Here is a 16,684-nt window from a genome sequence, read left to right as displayed (position 1 = left end):
ACGAGTTCAGACGCCGTCCCCTTCGGGGGGCGGCGTCTTCGTCGTTCCTCGCCGGCGCAGAAGCACGACGACCCCCGCGACCATCAGTCCCGCAAGGCTCCCCCACCCCAGCACGAGCTTGACCGCCGGACCGATGATCACCGCCGGGGTCAGACCGGTGCGCAGTGGCACGTCGGTGAGCATGTGCCCGGCGGTGTCGATGGGCAGCGCGTCGAGCGTGGAGCCGTCGGGCGCGATCACCTGGCTCGTGCCGACGGTCGACAGGTTGACCACCGCGCGACCGGTCTCGATCGCGCGCATCTGCGCGAAGGCCAGCTGCTGCAGGTTCTCATCGGTGCCGCGGAAGTCGGCGTTGTTCGTCTGGAACATGTAGACCTCGGCGCCGTCGTTCGCGCCGTCCCACACGACGTCGTCGTAGATGACGTCGAAGCAGATGGCCAGGCCGACGCCGACGCCGTTCACGTCGGCGACGGGGCTCGCCGTCCCGGGGGTGTATTCGCGACCGATGAGGCCGATCAGGTCGGGAGCGAACGGTTCCCAGAATGCGCGGTCGGGCACGTACTCCCCGAAGGGCACCGGATGCCGCTTGTCGTAAGTGGCACCCACCTGCCCGTCGGCGGTCCACACGAGCGACGAGTTGAACAGCTCCGACCCGCGCGCGGTCACGGCCGAGATGAGCAGCGGCGCGTCGACGCGACGCGACAGCTCCCGCAGCACGGCATCCGTCGACGTGTTCGCGGTGGGGTCGGAATCGACCCCGCCCTCCGGCCACAGGAGCACGTCCATGTCCTGGCCCAGCAGAGGGGAGGATGCCGCGAGCTGGGCGTCGAGGACGGCGCCGCGCGCACGCTGGTCGAAGTATCCGGCCGGTCCGTTCCCCTGGACGGCTCCCACACGCATCGAGCCGGCCTCGGCGGTCGGGAACTGCGGCACGGCCCCGAGAACGAGCACGGCGATTGCCGGCGCCACGGCGACCAGACGACGACCGCGCCCGCGCTCCCGGGTGGGCCGGAACCGAACGACCTCGATGACCGCGGCGCACACCAGCACGACGAGGAATGACAACCCCGACATCCCCACCCACGACGCCACCTCGGCGAAAGGGCCGTTGACCTGCGAGACGCCGATGCGACCCCACGGGAACCCACCGTAGGGCCAGGAACCCACGACCTGCTCGCGCAGAGTCCACAGCGCCGCGACCAGGGCGGGGAGCACCACGAGGCGGCCCGCGGCCCCCGGGGCGATACGCGGCAGCCAGCGGTAGGCCAGCGCGATCGGAACCGCCAGCGCGGCCGTCAGCAGCGCCTCGAGCACCGACAGCGCGAGCCACGGAACGGGACCCAGGTATCGGGCGGTGAAGAGGAGGTTCACCGAGAAGAACGCCGCCCCGAAGAGGAAGCCGACGAGCACAGCCGACCAGAACCGCCGGCCGATCAACGTCACCAGCGCCAGGGCGACGGCGGGGAACGCGGTCGGCCACCACGCCAGGGCGGGGTATGCGGATACCAGCAGCAGACCCGCCACCACCGACAGGGGGGCGGCGAAGGCCAGCCGGAGGAGAGGCCGCGGGGCCCCGCCCGCCGCGGCGGGACGGCGGTCGGTCATCGACGCGGCACTCATGCCGAGGTGTAGGCGACGATGCCGCGGCGCACGGCATCCAGCGCCGTGCGCGCCGTCTTCGCCAGCTTCGGCTCGGCCACGAGCGAGATCTGATCGAGCAGGTCGATGGTCTGCTTCGCCCAGCGCACGAAGTCGCCGGCGGCCATGTCGGCGAGGGTCAGCACACTGTCGAGCGGAAGGCCCTTCGCCCACGCGTGCATGGCCGGCGCGAGACCGGATGCCGGCGACTCCGAACCGGGCAGACGGTGGTCGCGCTCGAGGTCGTCGAGCTCCTGCCACAGCGTCTGCGTGGCATCCAGCGCGCCGCGGAAGGCGCCGCGTGGCAGGCCCCGCTCCCCCGGCCCCGCCTCGTCACGGCGCGGTTCATAGACCAGGCAGCACGCCAGTGCGGCGAGCGAGGGGGCGTCGAGTCCCTCCCACAGGCCCTGCCGCAGCGACTCGGCCACCAGCAGGTCGCGCTCGCCGTAGATGCGGCGCATCGTGCGACCGGCCGGGGTGAGCACGGTCGCCCCGTCCTCCTCGATGGCGACGTACTCCAGCGCCGCGAGCACTTCCACCACGCGGTCGAAGACGCGGGCGACGGTGCCCGTGCGCTGGTCGATCTGCTGACGGGTCTTGTCGGTGGAGCGCTTGAGCTTCCAATACCGCTCCGCCCAGCGCGCGTGCGCCTCGCGGTCGGGACACGAGTGACACGGATGCCGCTGCATCCGGCGGCGCAGCGACTGGATCTGCTGCTGCCGTTCATCGCGCAGACGGCGGGGCGCCGTGGCATCCCGTCGGTTGATCTTCTCGAGGTCGCTGAGCTCGCGGCGGATCGTGGAGTACTCGCGGAAATCGCCGCGATCGCACGTCATGGCCTGCTCGTAGCCGGCGAGGGACTCCTCGGCATCCTTCACCTGACGCGCCAGGCCCACGACCGAGCGATCGGCCTGGAACTGGGCGAACGACGACTCGAGGATCTCACGGGCGCGGACGCGGCCGAACTGGTCGATGAGGTTGACGGCCATGTTGTAGGTCGGCCGGAAGCTCGAGTTCAACGGGTACGTACGACGCGAGGCGAGGGCGGCGACGGACTGCGGGTCCAGACCCTCCGTGAACTGCACGACCGCGTGGCCCTCGACGTCGATGCCGCGGCGGCCGGCACGGCCGGTGAGCTGCGTGTACTCCCCCGACGTGATCGCGACCCGCGCCTCGCCGTTGAACTTCTCGAGCTTCTCGAGCACGACCGTGCGCGCGGGCATGTTGATGCCCAGCGCGAGGGTCTCGGTGGCGAAGACCACCTTGACGAGCTTGCGCCGGAAGAGCTCCTCGACCACCTCTTTGAACGCCGGGAGGAGGCCCGCGTGGTGGGCGGCCATTCCCCGCTCCAGATTGTCGCGCCACTCCCAGAAGTGCAGCACGGCGAGATCTTCGTCCTTGAGGGTGAAGGTCAGCTCGTCGACGATCTGGCGGATCTCGGCGCGTTCCTCGGCCGAGGTGAGGCGCACGTTCGCCCGGCGCAGCTGCTGCACGGCAGCGTCGCACCCGGCGCGGCTGAAGATGAAGAAGATCGCCGGCAGCAGGTGGTTGCGCTGCAGCAGCTCGACGACCTCGGGCCGGTCGATGCGCTCGATGCGGGGTCCGTGCGCCGCGCGAAGCGGCTTGTGTCCCCCGCGCGGCTGCCGGCGACCACCCGCGTGCCGGGCCGAGCGATACTCCTGCGCGCGCCGGTTGTTCTCGAACCCGCCCGCGTTGCCGCCGCGGATGCGGAGCAGCTCCTGATTGACCTGCGCGGTCGCCACACCCGCGCGGTCGTCGAACAGCGGCAGCAGGTCGCCGCGCACGAGCACGTGCTGCTCCAGCGGCACGGGCCGCGTCTCCGACACGATGACCTCGGTGTCGCCGCGCACGGTGTCGAGCCAGTCACCGAACTCCTCGGCGTTGGACACGGTCGCCGACAGCGACACCAGCTTCACCGACGGCGGGAGGTGGATGATCACTTCCTCCCACACCGCGCCCCGGAAGCGGTCGGCGAGGTAGTGGACCTCGTCCATGACGACGAACCGCAGGCCGCGCAGCGCCGGAGAATCGGCATAGAGCATGTTGCGCAGCACTTCGGTGGTCATGACGACGATGCGCGCCGACGCATTGATGTTGGTGTCGCCCGTGAGCAGGCCCACCTCGTCGTCGCCGTAGACCTCCTGCAGCTCGTGGAACTTCTGGTTCGACAGGGCCTTGATGGGCGTGGTATAGAACGCCTTGTCCCCCGGCTCGAGCATCGCCAGATGGATCGCGAACTCGCCGACGATGGTCTTTCCGGCGCCGGTGGGAGCTGCCACCAGCACGCTGCGTCCGTCCTCGAGGGCGTGGCATCCGGCGATCTGGAAGTCGTCGAGTTCGAACCGCTGCATCTCGGCGAAGTCCGCGGTGTGCGGGTGCGTCGACCGGGCGCTGGCCCGGGCGAAACGCTCGGCCGGACTGGGACCGCTCACGCGTGGGGCCCCGGCGCCAGCTCCGACGCCACCCGGCGGGCCTTGCGACGGTCGAACAGCATCGACAGGCCCGCAGCGGCGAAGAACAGCACCACCAGGATCCCGGCGAGCATCAGCATGCTCACGACGTCGGCTGCCGGCGTCGCCAGCGCGGAGAAGATCGTGGCGATGAGGATGGCGACGCGCCAGCCCTTCAGGATGGCCTTGCCGCTCATCACCCCGGCGACGTTCAGCGCGACGAGGAACACGGGAAGCACGAACGAGACCCCCACGACCATCAGCAGCTTGAAGACGAAGTCGTAGTACTCCACGGCGTTGTAGAAGTTCACGCCCCCCTCGGGGGTGAAGCCCCACATCAGCTCGATGACGTGCGGCACGATCAGCAGACCGACCCAGCAGCCCGTGAAGAAAAGCGGAACCGCGGATGCCACGAACGAGACCGTGTAGCGGATCTCTTTCCGCGTGAGTCCGGGCATGATGAACGCCCAGATCTGCCACAGCCACACCGGAGCCGACAGGAAGATGCCGATCGAGAACGCGATGCGCATCCGCAGATCGAAGGCCGACGTCACCGCGGAGAAATTGAGCGCCGCATCCCCGCGCCTCTCGGCGAACACACGGATGGGCTCGGTGATGAGGTCGATGATCGGGTCGGTGATGATGAACGCCACCACCATGCCCACCACGAGCGCCGCGGCGGCGATCATGAGACGCTTGCGCAGCTCGATCAGGTGGGCCCCGATCGACATGCGCTTGTCTCGCCGCGGCCCCTCGGGAACGTCGATCCGCGGCGGTCCTGCCGTCGCCACCGCTTAGACGGACGGGTCGGTCGACCTGCGCGGCTCCGGAGACACAGTCGGCGTGGTGCCGGCATCGGCGGAGCGCGGGGCCTCGGAGGATTGCGCAGCGATCTCGTCGTCGCGCTTCATCTCCTTCATCTCGCTCTTGAAGACGCGAGCGGACTGCCCCATGCTCTTGGCGAGCGCGGGCAGCTTTGCGGCACCGAAGAGCAGGAGGATGACCGCGAGGACGACCAGAAGGTGCCATCCGGTGAGGTTGCCGAACATGGGGACTCCTCGTCGTTGTCGGGCGTAGGTCTCAGTCTAACCCGCGCTCCTCGACGCGGGCCGGGAGGCGCGGGCCGGGAGGCGCGGGCGGGCGATCGGATCGCGCAGCACCGGCGGGGCGCCGGGCGGAATCCCGCGCAATCGCGTCCGGCGCTCAGGGCTCCGGGGACTCGTACTGGGCGAGCCCCGCGGCCGCCCACTCCGCCGCGGCGCGTCGCGCACCCGCCGGCTCGAGCAGTTCGACCTCTCCACCGCGACGCGCGGCGAGGCGCTTCAGACTCTGCTCATCGGCGAGGCGAAGGGATGCCACCCGCAGGGTGCCGTCGGCGTCCTCGATCTCCGCTCGTTCGAGATAGTCGGCCAGCAGGGGAGCCACCGTGCGCGGGAAGCGGAGGCGCGCGACCACCTCGTCGTCGGACGGTGCGAACAGCTCCGGGACCTCGTCGCCGCCGTGCAGGGCCGGGATGTCGGTCAGGGCTGCATCGCTGACGCGATCGAGGTGGAACGTGCGCACGGCGCGACGCAGATGGCACCAGCCCTGCAGGTACCACTGGTCGTTCGCGATGTGCACCTTGATGGGGTCCACGGTGCGTGTGGTCGGCCCGGCGCCGGGCGCGCGGTAGGTGAAGGTCACCGCCACGCGTTCGCGGAGGGCGCGATCGACGACGTCGCGCATCCCGTCCACCGGACCGGGAGCGACGATGACGGGCGGCGGGGCGGCGGCAGCTCCCCGAGCGAGCTTGCCGAGCAGACCCGTCACGAGCTCGTTGTCGCCGAAGCCCGGCAGACTCCTCGCGAGCTGGAGGCCGGCCAGCAGCGCCGCCGCCTCGCGTGCGGTGAGTCGCGGGGACCGCTCGAGTCCCACCGTGTTGGTGATGGCGATGACGTCGTCGCGGTCGAGCAGATCCCAATCGATGTCGAACAGATCGTGCGGCAGCTGCCAGTACCCGCTCTCGCCGGGAAGACCGATGACGGTGAGGCGCTCGACCATCGCGCGCATCTCCGCGGGCGCGACGTCGAAGTCCGCCGCCGCTTCCGCGACGGTGACCTCGCCCTTGCCCAGCAGGTACGGCACGAGCTGCAGCAGCAACGCCGCACGGTCGAGGGCGGCGACGGGTCGTTCGGGGTTCACGCGGCACCCCCGTGCAGGCGAAGCGTCGCCTCGAGCCGGCGCACGACCTCGGCGCGCAGATCCTCGGGTGCGACCACGCGCACCTCGGGCCCGTACGAGGCGAGCTCGTCGGCGAAGACGTGCAGGTCGACGAAGGGCACCACGATGCCCTGCGGCGCCTCTTCGGCGCGGCGGGCGAGCCTCAGCGCGGCCTCGGTGCCGGGGTGCACCTCCAGCAGTGCCCGCTGGCGATCGGCGACCGCGCGCAGACCCGCGAGCGCACGCTCCCCCGCACCCTCGCGGAGGGCGGCCGGGAAGGAGGCGCGCGTCACGGTGACCTCGCCGATGATCCGCGACAGCAGGAAGGTGCGGTCGGCATCCATGTTCAGGTCGAACCCGAACACGTGCCAGCGGGCCTCGTACTCGAGCAGGGCCAGAGGGCGGATGCGACGCTCCCGCGGACGCGCCTCACCCGGTCGCAGGTAGGTGAAGGTGACCACGCGGCACTGCTCGATCGCACGTTGCAGCGCGGGGAACGACGCGTCGCGTACGCGGATCCGGGGGGCGTATCCGATGATGGGCTCGTCGACGGGGATGCCGAGCGCCCGGATCTTGCGCAGCCCGCTGCGGGCGTCGGCCGAGAGCGATTCGCTCCCCCAGACGCTGCCGGCGATGTTGAGCAGGGCCACCTCGGCCGGGCTGAAGGAGATGTCTTCGGGAAGGGAGTATTCCGCGGTCGGCACGCGGTAACGCGCTTCGCGGAGGTCGTCCGGGTCGGTGCGGTTGCCGATCGTCTCGATCGGGATGCCGAGCCCGCGCAGGTTCTCCTTGTCGCGCTCGAACATTTTCTCGAGGGCGTCCTTCGACGCTCCGGCTTCGAGCTGTTCGCGGTATCCGGAGACTGAGGAGAGGATCGTGTCCTTCGTCAGCCCCTGCTCGGTCGCCATGAGAGCGACGACGAGATTCACGAGACGCTCCTCGGGGGCGCTGCGAGAGGCGGTGGCGGACACCCGCCCATCCTAGGCGTCGCGAGGCACCGACCCGCCGACCGGCCCGTCGGGCATGCGCACCGACGGGGAGCGGAGGGATCGGAGCATGAGCCCCGTCGGGCGGGCCGTGGCGTCAGCCGACGGTGCCGAGGATGTCGACGACGTAGACGAGGGCGACGTCGGCCGGTGCCTGCAGGATCTGCTGGTCCTGCTCGGTCTGGTCGGCGGGGACGACGATCAGGACCTGCGAGCCGACGGTCTGGCCCTCGAGGGCCGACGCCATGACCGGGGGCAGCACCGACACCTGCGCCTGCCCGGGCGCCCCGTTCTTCCACGTGGAGGCGAAGGTCGTCTTCGCGCCCCAGGCGACTCCCTGCACGTGGATGACGACCGACGAATCGGCGGTCAGCGTCAGGCCGTCGCCCTTCTTGATGGTCTGCCACCGCGCCTCGGTCGGGGCATCGCCGGCCGGGATGACGACACCCGGCTGACCATCGGGGGCGCGCACGACGGACGGCATCCCCGAGTCGGCGTTGTACTGGTCGGCGCCGTCGGCGGCCGGTAGGAAGACCTTGCGCACATCGAACACGAACACCGCACCGTCACCCTCGGCGATGCCGAGCGCCTGCGCGCCCTGGGCACCGAGGTCGTCGCCCGGGATGGCCACGGCCACGCGGGAGCCCTCGGCAACGCACTGCATCAGCGGCGCGAGGGAGGGCACCGCCTGCGTCAGACGCGGCAGCGGCGTCGCGGTGGCGACATCGGCGTTGTAGGGAGTGGCGACCAGCTCTTCGCCGGACGCGGCGTCGAGCACCGTCACATCGACGAGGGCGAGCTGCGAATCAGTGGTGATCCGCGGACCGGTGCCCTCGATCAGGGTGGCGGTGCCCGCCTGCGACGGCAGGAACGGCGAACGCACCGAGATGGTGGGCACCGAACCGACCTCACCCGGCGCATCGACGACGGACGCGATCGCGCTGTCGGTGGGCGTCGGGCACGACGAGGCGGCGGATGCCGAGCACCCGACGAGGCCGAATCCGGCCAGGGCGGTCACGGCCACGAGAGCGGGGAGTCTGCGCACCGGAACAGTTTAGGCGGTCGAGCCGTGCTCCCCCGACGCGGCGCCCGCGACGGACTGCCGGACGCCCTCCGCCGATTTCTGGGCCTCGCGCACGCGCTTGCGGAGGTTCTTGTCGGTGATCTCGCGATCGCCCACGGCCCCGGGCGTCCAGAGCTCGACGTCCTCGTCGCCGTAGCTCGACTTCGATGCACGGCGCTTCACCTCCGGCGGGATCGCGCCGGGCGCGAGGCGGCGCGCGGTGATGAGGAAGCCGGTGTGCGCCACCATTCGGTGGTCGGGCCGCACCGCGAGCCCCTCGACGTGCCATCCGCGCACCATCGTCTCGCTGGCATCCGGTTCGGTGAACAGCCCCGTCGCGCGGATGTACTCGGCCACTCGACTGAGCTGCGTGGCGGTGGCGATGTAGCAGAGCACCACACCGCCCGGGGTCAGTGCGTCGGCGGCCGCGTCGATGCATTCCCAGGGTGCCAGCATGTCGAGCACGATGCGGTCGACGGATGCCGGGGCCACGGCATCCGGGAGGCTTTCGACCAGATCGCCCACGATGACGTCCCACGTCGCGGGGTGCTCGCCGTGGAACGTCTCGACGTTGGCGCGGGCGACCTCGGCGAACTCCTCGCGGCGTTCGAACGACAGCAGGCGCCCCGCCGGACCGATCGCCCGCAGAAGCCAGAGCGACAGCGCACCGGAGCCCACGCCCGCCTCGACGACCGTCGCGCCGGGGAAGATGTCGGCCTGGGCGAGGATCTGCGCGGCGTCCTTGGGGTAGACGATCGCCGCGCCCCGCGGCATCGACATGACGAAGTCGCGCAGCAGGGGGCGCACGGCCAGGTAATCGTGGCCCGAGCTGTTGGTGACGACACTGCCGTCGGGCGCTCCGACGAGCAGCTCGTGCTTGAGGACGCCGTTGTGGGTGTGCAACTCGCCCTGATCGCGCAGGGTGATCGTGTGCATGCGGCCCTTCGGACCGGTCAACTGCACCCGGTCGCCCACCCGGAAGGGGCCGCTCAGGTGGGGGGTCTCGCTCATCGGTTCTCCAGCCGGGTGGCAGTGTGCGCGGCGTGCAGCTCGCGCAGATCGGTGGTGGTGCGGCCCTGAAGGCTCGGCCACAGCGCGTGCGCACCCACGCCGTCGAGCGGAACCATCAGGGGGACGCCGAGCGACACCGCGCCGCTGGCGAGGGCCGAGCGCAGGCCGTTGGGGCTGTCTTCGATGGCGACGGTGTCACGGATGTCGACGCCGAGCGCATCCGCCGCTTGAAGGTAGGGGTCGGGGTGGGGCTTGGGACGCTCCACGTCGTCACCGGCGACGACGAGGTCGAAGGCGGGGAAGTCGATGAGCTCGACGACCGAAAGTGCCATCCGGCGCATCGACATCGTCACGAGCGCCGTACGCACCCCCGAGGCCTTCAGGTCGGCGAGCAGTTCGCGCGCACCGGGCCGGAACGGCACGCCGGTGGTGGCGAGCTGGCGCAGCACCTCGTCGGTCAGGTACGCGATGATGTCGTCGGCGCTCCAGGGGACGCCGGCGTTCTGCAGCAGCCGGGCGGAGTCCTCGAGGGCGAGGCCGACCATCCCCAGGGCCTGCTCGTGCGTCCAGGTGCCGCCGAAACGCTCGACCAGCGGGGTCTCCGCGGCCATCCAGTACGGCTCGGTGTCGACGAGCGTGCCGTCCATGTCCCAGAGGACGGCGGCGGGGGCCGGAGAAGTCATCGTTCCATCGTATCCAGGGCGCGCACGGTCGCCGGTCGGCCGGGGCCGCTTCCGCGCGCGTACGCCTATTGTGGAATGCAGCCCCGACGGGGCAGAGGAGGTTGCGTGGACGCACTGGGTCGCCGGATCATCGTCGCCGCTTTCGACGGCTGGAACGACGCCGGAGAGGCCGCGTCAGCGGCGGCGTCGATGCTGCGCGCCGACGTCGAGTACGAGGTCGTCCACTCCGTGGATCCGGAGCTGTACTTCGATTACCAGTACACACGCCCCCAGATCGGACTGGATGCCGAGGGTCGTCGCACCCTGACCTGGCCCGAGGCGAAGCTGCTGCGCCCCACCCGTCGCTCGGACGACGCGGAGATCTGGTTGCTCGTGGGCGTCGAACCCGCTCGCGCCTGGCAGGCCTTCGCCGCGGAGTTCATCGACGTCGCGCTGCGTGAGGACGTCACCGGGTTCGTGGCGCTCGGATCGATGATGTCCGACGTGCCGCACACCCGCCCGATCTCCGTCTTCGCCGGCAGCGACAACGACGCCGTTCGCCAGTCGCTCGGCCTCGAGCGGAGCCTGTACGAGGGGCCCGTCGGCATCCTGAGCGCGATCGGTCACGCGTCGGAGCAGGTGGGAATCCCCACGGCGAGCCTGTGGGCGAGCGTGCCCCACTACGTCGCGGGCCACACCCCGTCGCCCAAGGCCACTCTGGCCCTGCTGGAACGGCTCGAGACGATCACCGGCATCACCGTGCCCCGCGGAGACCTCGAGTCCGAGTCGCGTCAGTGGGAAGCCTCGATCGACGCCGCGGCGGCCGACGACGACGAGATGAGCGACTACATCCGTCAGCTCGAGCAGACGCGTGACACGTGGGACTCCCCCGAGGCGTCGGGGGACGCGATCGCGCAGGAGTTCGAGCGATATCTGCGCCGCGGAGGCGAAGGTCCCGCCAAGCCCGGCCGCGACGACCCGCCCCGGCGCTGACGGGCGGCGGTCCCGGCGCTGGCGCGGGTGGGGTCCCGGCGCTGACGGGCGGCGGTCGCCGCGCTGACGCGGGCGATCGGTCGCGCGGCGCTGACGCGGGCGGAGTCCCGGCGCTGACGCGGGCGATCTTGTCGCGCGGCACGCAGCTCGCGGCACGCGGCGCGGGGCGCCTGATCCGGGCGGGGTCCCGGCGCTGACGCACGGGTTCCGGCGCTGACGCGGGCGGGGTCCCGGCGCTGAGGCACGGCGGTCGCCGCGCCGACGCGGGCGATCGCTTCGCGCAGCGCGGCGGTCGCGGCTCACGGCTCGCCGTGCGGGGCACGCGGCGCGGGGCGCCTGATTCGGGGCGCGAAAAGCGCAGTGGGGCGTGTCGTGGCCGCCCCACTGCACATTCCCCGCCCCGGACGACGACGGCGCCGCCCCCGTCGGGACGGCGCCGTCGTGGCATCCGGAACTATCCGGCCATGATGGCCGACTCGGCCGGGACCACCCCGAGCACGAGGAGCACGATGATCACGATGCCGAGCGCCACGCGGTAGATCACGAACGGCAGGAAGCTGCCGCGCTTGAGGTACTGCATGAGGAACGCGATGACGAGGTAGCCGACCACGAACGCGATGACCGTCGCGATCGCCGTCTCGCCGAGGTTGTAGGGGCCGGTGCCCTCGTCGAAGCTCTTGTAGAGCTCGAACAGCCCGCTGGCGAACACCGCGGGGACGGCGAGCAGGAACGAGTACTCCGCCGCGGCGGTGCGCTTGTAGCCCAGTGCGCGTCCCAGCGTGGTCGTCGCGCCCGAGCGCGAGACACCGGGCACCAGGGCGAGGGCCTGCGCGAAACCGTAGGCGACGCCGTGCGGGTAGGTCAGGTCGTCGAGGTCGCGACGGCGCGCGCCATAGTGGTCGGCGAGCCCGAGCAGGATGCCGAACACGATGAGCACCACCGCCGTGATCCACAGGCTGCGGAAGTTGTCGCGGATGAGGCTCTGCAGCAGCACGCCCAGCAACGCGATGGGGATGGTGCCGATGATCACGAGCCACCCCATCCGCGCGTCGGGGTCGTTGCGCGGGACCTTGCCGCTGAGCGACAGGAACCACCGCGAGATCACTCGCGCGATCTTCTTGCGGAAGTAGATCAGCACCGCGAGCTCGGTACCGATCTGGGTGATGGCGGTGAAGGTCGCGCCGGGGTCGGTCTGCGACGGGAGGAACTCGCCCACGATGCGCAAGTGCGCACTGGAGGAGATGGGAAGGAATTCGGTGAGGCCCTGAACGAGCCCGAGGATGATGACCTCGAAGATATGCATGCGGTCCTTCAGTACGTCCGGAGGAGGTCGGCGAAAACACGTCGACCGAACTCGAGCGCATCGACGGGGACGCGCTCGTCGACACCGTGGAACATTCCGGTGAAGTCGAGATCGGCGGGAAGTCGCAACGGTGCGAATCCGTAACCGGAGATTCCGAGGGTGGAGAGGGCCTTGTTGTCGGTGCCGCCGCCCATGAGATACGGCACCACGGGCACGCCCGGGTCGTGGCGGCCGAGCTGAGCGACCATCGCATCGACGAGGTCACCGGAGAACGGCACCTCGAGGCCGATGTCCTGATGGACGATCTCGATCTCGATCCCGTCGCCGACGATCCGTCGGATGTCTGCGAGGGCGGCCGCCTCCGTGCCCGGCAGCACGCGCACGTCGATCCACGCCTCGGCGCGGTCGGGGATGACGTTGTGCTTGTAGCCCGCGGTCACCCCCGTGGGGTTGGTCGTCGTGCGCAGCGTCGAGCGGATGAAGCTGGATGCCGCGCCGGTGCGCAGGGCGAGAGCGTCGGGGTCGCCCGCGTCGTCACCCGTGATCTCGGCCAGCCCCGCCAGCAGCGCCGCCGTCGTGTCGGTGAGCCGGATCGGCCACTCGGTGCGGCCGAGGGCCGTGACCGCTTCGGCCAGTCGGGTGACGGCGTTGTCGGGATGCAAGCCGCTGCCGTGGCCGGCGCGACCGCGGGCGATCAGCTTGATCCAGATGAGGGCCTTCTCGCCCACCTGGAGCAGGTACGCGCGCCGGTCTCCCACGGCGATCGAATAGCCGCCGACCTCGCTGATCGCCTCGGTCGCTCCGGCGAACCACTCGGGCCTGTCCTGGACGACGCGCGCGGATCCCTCCACGCCGCCGTTCTCCTCGTCGGCGAAGAACGCCACGATCACGTCGCGTTCGGGCTGCTCCCCCGCGCGCAGCAGCTCGGCGACGGAGGTGAGGATCATGGCATCCATGTCCTTCATGTCGACGGCACCGCGACCCCACAGGATGCCGTCGCGGATCTCACCGGCGAACGGGTCGACGCTCCAGTCCTCGGCGACGGCGGGGACGACGTCGAGGTGGCCGTGCAGGATCAGCGCGGGCTTGTCGGGGTTGCGACCGGGCACGCGGGCGCACACGTTGGTGCGGCGCTCGACGGGCTCGTAGTACTCGGTGTCGAGGCCGAGCTGCTCGAGGTAGGCGCCGACGTATTCCGCCGCTTCGCGTTCGCCGTTCGCGCGGCCGCCGCCGTAGTTCGAGGTGTCGAACCGGATGAGATCCGCGGCGACGCGCGCGACCTCGGGGACGTCGGTTTCGGGCTCGGACATGCGCACTACCGTACCGGGGTGCGGCGACATCTCCCGCCCGCGTCGACGTCGTGGTGCGGCGCCGCATCTGACGTGCGTCGCGGTGCCGGGGCCTCCCCCGCCTCGGTCCGCGCCTTCGGGCGCGCCCGGGGTGCCCCGTCGGTTCGAGTTGCGGGCCGCTGCGTGGTAATGTCGTTCCTCGTTGCGCAAGCGACAAACACCCAGATGCGCGGGTGGCGGAATAGGTAGACGCGCTAGCTTGAGGTGCTAGTGCCCTTTAACGGGCGTGGGGGTTCAAGTCCCCCCTCGCGCACAAACGAGAAAGACCCCCGGGTTCATCCCGGGGGTCTTTCTCGTTGCTGCGGGAGCGGGAGGGCTATGGGCCCGTGCGGGGTTGGGCCCACGCCGCCGGAGGCTCCGCGCGTCGCGCAGCGGCGCGTGGAGGGGCGGTGGGGAAAGTCCCCCCTCGCGCACAGAACGACGAAGACCCCCGGGTTCATCCCGGGGGTCTTCGTCGTTTCGTGCGGGAGCGGGAGGGCTTCGAACCCGTTCTGGGTTGGGCCCCACCGCCAGAGGCTCCGCGCGCTGCGCAGCAGCGGGTGGAGTGGGCGGAGGGAAAGTCCCCCCTCGCGCACAGAACGACGAAGACCCCCGGGTTCATCCCGGGGGTCTTTCTCGTTGCTGCGGGAGCGGGAGGGCTATGGGCCCCGTGCGGGGTTGGGCCCACACCGCCGGAGGCTCCGCGCGCCGCATCCGCCACCGCGCGACCGTGACCGTGCAGAAACACCGGCGTGACACGGCCGGGTTAGCGTCGCACCATGCCTCCGTTCGCCGTGCCAAAAATCGACATCTCGGCCTGGGTGGGTCCCGGCTCCCCCGACGCGCGCGCTGCGGTGGTGGCGGCTGTCGACCATGCGTGCCGCACCGTGGGGTTCATGCAGATCGTGGGTCATGGCATCCCGGATGCCGTGATCACCGATTTCACGGAGGCGCTCGACGACTTCTTCGCCCTCCCGCTGGATGCCAAGAAGCAGTATGTGCGGCCGTCGGGTGAGAACCGCGGCTACAGCCCGCCGAAGAGCGAGTCACTGAGCTACAGCCTGGGTGTCGATCCCGTGACGCGGATGAACGACTTCTTCGAGGCGTTCAACGTGGGCACGTCGGCGGCGGAGTATCCGGGGAGCACGGCCACGGCCGCGGACTACGCCGAGAACACCTGGCCGACCGAGACGACGACATTCGAGCCGGCGGTCACCGCGTACTACGACGAAGCGCGTCGGGTGGCGCACACGCTCACACGGATCTTCGCGGCCGCGTTGCGCGTTCGGGAGGACTTCTTCGACGACGTCACCGACCACTCCATCGACGTGCTGCGGATGAACAACTACGCCCTGCCGCCGGGCTCGATCGAGCTGGGTGCGGAGTTGACGGGCATGGGCGAGCACACCGACTTCGGGCTCGTCACCGTGCTGTGGGCCGACCAGGTGAAGGGCTTGCAGGTGCTCGGTCAGGACGGGTCGTGGAACGACGTCGCCCCCGCCGACGGCGCGCTGCTGGTGAATCTCGGCGACGTGGCGGCCCGCCTGACGAACGACAAGTGGATGTCGACCCTGCACCGCGTGAAGCCGCCGATCATCGACGGCACGATCGAGCGGCGCCGGTCGGCGGCGTTCTTCCACGACGGCAACGCCGACGCGGTCATCGCCCCGCTGCCCGGTTTCGTCACCGCCGAGTCACCGGCCCTGTACGACCCGGTGACGGTCAGCGAGCACATCGCCGCGAAGCTCGGCGGCTCGCGGGCCGGCCGGAAGAACGTCTCGGCCGTGCGCGAGGCGGCACGCTTGGCCGGCACCCGCGGCTGAAGCCGACCCGCGCCGCCGCGCGGCCCGACCGCGGTCCCGGGCTTCGCGTCAGGCCGCGGTGACCCCGAACGCCAGACCGAGCACGTAGGTGACCGCCGCCGCACCGAAGCCGATCGCGAGCTGCCGCAGGCCGCGCTTGAGCGGCGACGCGCCCGAGAGCAGGCCCACCATGGCACCGGTGCCCATCAGGGCGATGCCGACGAGCACGAGCGCGAGCACGACGGCCCCGAGACCGCTCATACCGAGGATCCACGGCAGCACGGGGACGATGGCACCCGAGGCGAAGAACAGGAAGCTCGAGATCGACGCACCCCAGGCGCTGCCGACGACGTCGTGAGCGTTCTCCCCCGGCGCCGCGGCAGCCGGTGCGGTGCCCGCCTGAGCGGCTGTGACGACCTCGCGGGCCTTGGCGAGGGCGTCATCCGGGTCCATGCCGCGCGTGCGGTAGACCAGGGCGAGCTCGTTGGCATCCAGGTCCAGGTGGGGCAGGGCGGAGTCGGCGAAATCGCTCTCCTCGGTGGCTTGGAGCAGCTCGCGCTGCGACCGCACCGACACGAACTCGCCCGCGCCCATCGACAGAGCGCCCGCCAGCAGCCCGGCGATGCCGCTGAACAGCACGAAGCTGGGGGCGACACCGGTGGCGCCGACGCCCATGACGAGTGCCAGGTTGGAGACGAGGCCGTCGTTCGCGCCGAAGACGGCGGCGCGAAAGGTCCCCGACAGGCGCCGGCGCCCGCGCGCGGCGAGTCCGCGGACGACCTCGTGGTGAACCCGCTCATCGGCCGCCATGGCGGCCGTCGCGTAGGGCTCGTCGGCGTAGGGCGAGCGGGCCTCGGCGTTCTGAGCGAGCGCGAGCACGAAGATCGACCCGAAGCGGCGGGCCATCCACGCCAGCAGGCGGGTGCCGACGCCGGGGTGCGGCAGACGCTGCGGCTTCTCGCCCAGCAGGTCGATCCAGTGCTGCTCGTGGCGGCCCTCGGCCTCGGCGAGCGCGAGCAGGATGTCGCGCTCTTCGCCCGTTCGACGCGCGGCGAGCTCGCGATACACGCGCGCTTCGGCGCGCTCATCGACGAGGTACCGCGCCCAGCGGCGGCGGTCGCGGGCGGTGGGGGTGGCGAGGGTCGTCACTCGGGCTCCTTCAGGTCGCCCTCCACCGTAATGAGACGGTTCCCCGCGCCCGGGCGCGTCGGCCGATACTGACAGCATT

At 70.9% G+C, this 16,684-nt stretch carries 14 protein-coding genes and 1 tRNA gene; 3 read left to right on the top strand and 12 right to left on the bottom strand.

Annotation, left to right across the window (positions count from 1 at the left end):
• Nucleotides 1-6: 6 nt before the first annotated feature.
• From lnt to QE392_RS10975, 9 genes are all read right to left on the bottom strand, one after another.
• Complete coding sequence (lnt, locus tag QE392_RS11015; protein ID WP_307451625.1) at nucleotides 7-1,620, bottom strand: apolipoprotein N-acyltransferase; 1,614 nt, start codon at nucleotides 1,618-1,620, stop codon at nucleotides 7-9.
• Nucleotides 1,617-4,091 carry a DEAD/DEAH box helicase gene (locus tag QE392_RS11010; protein WP_307451623.1) on the bottom strand — a complete coding sequence of 825 codons (2,475 nt, stop codon included), beginning with the start codon at nucleotides 4,089-4,091 and terminating at the stop codon, nucleotides 1,617-1,619. The genes lnt and QE392_RS11010 overlap by 4 nt, the downstream gene beginning before the upstream one ends.
• On the bottom strand, nucleotides 4,088-4,840 hold the full coding sequence (gene tatC, locus QE392_RS11005; RefSeq protein ID WP_307451620.1) for a twin-arginine translocase subunit TatC: 753 nt from the start codon (nucleotides 4,838-4,840) through the stop codon (nucleotides 4,088-4,090). Before tatC ends, QE392_RS11010 begins: the two co-directional genes overlap by 4 nt.
• A 63-nt stretch (nucleotides 4,841-4,903) precedes the next feature.
• On the bottom strand, nucleotides 4,904-5,158 hold the full coding sequence (gene tatA, locus QE392_RS11000; protein ID WP_307451617.1) for a Sec-independent protein translocase subunit TatA: 255 nt from the start codon (nucleotides 5,156-5,158) through the stop codon (nucleotides 4,904-4,906).
• A 154-nt stretch (nucleotides 5,159-5,312) separates the two neighbouring features.
• Nucleotides 5,313-6,290, bottom strand: a complete 978-nt coding sequence (locus tag QE392_RS10995) for a helix-turn-helix transcriptional regulator (protein ID WP_307451615.1) — start codon at nucleotides 6,288-6,290, stop codon at nucleotides 5,313-5,315.
• Nucleotides 6,287-7,279 carry a helix-turn-helix transcriptional regulator gene (locus tag QE392_RS10990; RefSeq protein ID WP_307451613.1) on the bottom strand — a complete coding sequence of 331 codons (993 nt, stop codon included), beginning with the start codon at nucleotides 7,277-7,279 and terminating at the stop codon, nucleotides 6,287-6,289. The genes QE392_RS10995 and QE392_RS10990 overlap by 4 nt, the downstream gene beginning before the upstream one ends.
• Nucleotides 7,280-7,391: 112 nt before the next feature.
• Complete coding sequence (locus tag QE392_RS10985) at nucleotides 7,392-8,339, bottom strand: FKBP-type peptidyl-prolyl cis-trans isomerase (protein WP_307451611.1); 948 nt, start codon at nucleotides 8,337-8,339, stop codon at nucleotides 7,392-7,394.
• Between the two features lie 9 nt (nucleotides 8,340-8,348).
• Nucleotides 8,349-9,368 carry a tRNA (adenine-N1)-methyltransferase gene (locus tag QE392_RS10980; RefSeq protein WP_307451609.1) on the bottom strand — a complete coding sequence of 340 codons (1,020 nt, stop codon included), beginning with the start codon at nucleotides 9,366-9,368 and terminating at the stop codon, nucleotides 8,349-8,351.
• Nucleotides 9,365-10,051: an HAD family hydrolase gene (locus QE392_RS10975; protein WP_307451607.1), complete on the bottom strand. Its 687-nt coding sequence runs from the start codon at nucleotides 10,049-10,051 to the stop codon at nucleotides 9,365-9,367. Before QE392_RS10975 ends, QE392_RS10980 begins: the two co-directional genes overlap by 4 nt.
• Nucleotides 10,052-10,156: 105 nt before the next feature.
• Between QE392_RS10975 and QE392_RS10970 the strand changes: the two genes are divergently transcribed.
• Entirely contained in the window at nucleotides 10,157-11,023 is an 867-nt protein-coding gene (locus tag QE392_RS10970; RefSeq protein WP_307451605.1) for a PAC2 family protein, read from the top strand.
• 454 nt (nucleotides 11,024-11,477) lie between these two features.
• Here the strand turns inward: QE392_RS10970 and QE392_RS10965 are convergent, their stop codons facing one another.
• Entirely contained in the window at nucleotides 11,478-12,326 is an 849-nt protein-coding gene (locus QE392_RS10965; protein WP_307451602.1) for an undecaprenyl-diphosphate phosphatase, read from the bottom strand.
• A gap of 8 nt (nucleotides 12,327-12,334) precedes the next feature.
• On the bottom strand, nucleotides 12,335-13,636 hold the full coding sequence (locus QE392_RS10960) for a M20/M25/M40 family metallo-hydrolase (protein WP_307451601.1): 1,302 nt from the start codon (nucleotides 13,634-13,636) through the stop codon (nucleotides 12,335-12,337).
• A gap of 206 nt (nucleotides 13,637-13,842) precedes the next feature.
• Here QE392_RS10960 and QE392_RS10955 point away from each other — a divergent pair.
• Together QE392_RS10955 and QE392_RS10950 are read left to right on the top strand one after the other, a co-directional pair.
• Nucleotides 13,843-13,928: transfer RNA gene (locus QE392_RS10955), tRNA-Leu, on the top strand.
• Between the two features lie 505 nt (nucleotides 13,929-14,433).
• A complete protein-coding gene (locus QE392_RS10950; RefSeq protein WP_307451599.1) occupies nucleotides 14,434-15,477 on the top strand; it encodes an isopenicillin N synthase family dioxygenase in 1,044 nt (347 codons plus the stop codon).
• Between the two features lie 48 nt (nucleotides 15,478-15,525).
• Here QE392_RS10950 and QE392_RS10945 read toward each other — a convergent pair whose 3' ends face one another.
• Nucleotides 15,526-16,605, bottom strand: a complete 1,080-nt coding sequence (locus QE392_RS10945) for a VIT1/CCC1 transporter family protein (RefSeq protein ID WP_307451597.1) — start codon at nucleotides 16,603-16,605, stop codon at nucleotides 15,526-15,528.
• Nucleotides 16,606-16,684 lie beyond the last annotated feature (79 nt).

The organism is Microbacterium proteolyticum (genome assembly GCF_030818075.1).
Lineage (GTDB): Bacteria > Actinomycetota > Actinomycetes > Actinomycetales > Microbacteriaceae > Microbacterium > Microbacterium proteolyticum_A.
The sequence above is the reverse complement of the archived record's forward strand: the minus strand, read 5'-3'. Positions and strand labels throughout refer to the sequence as shown.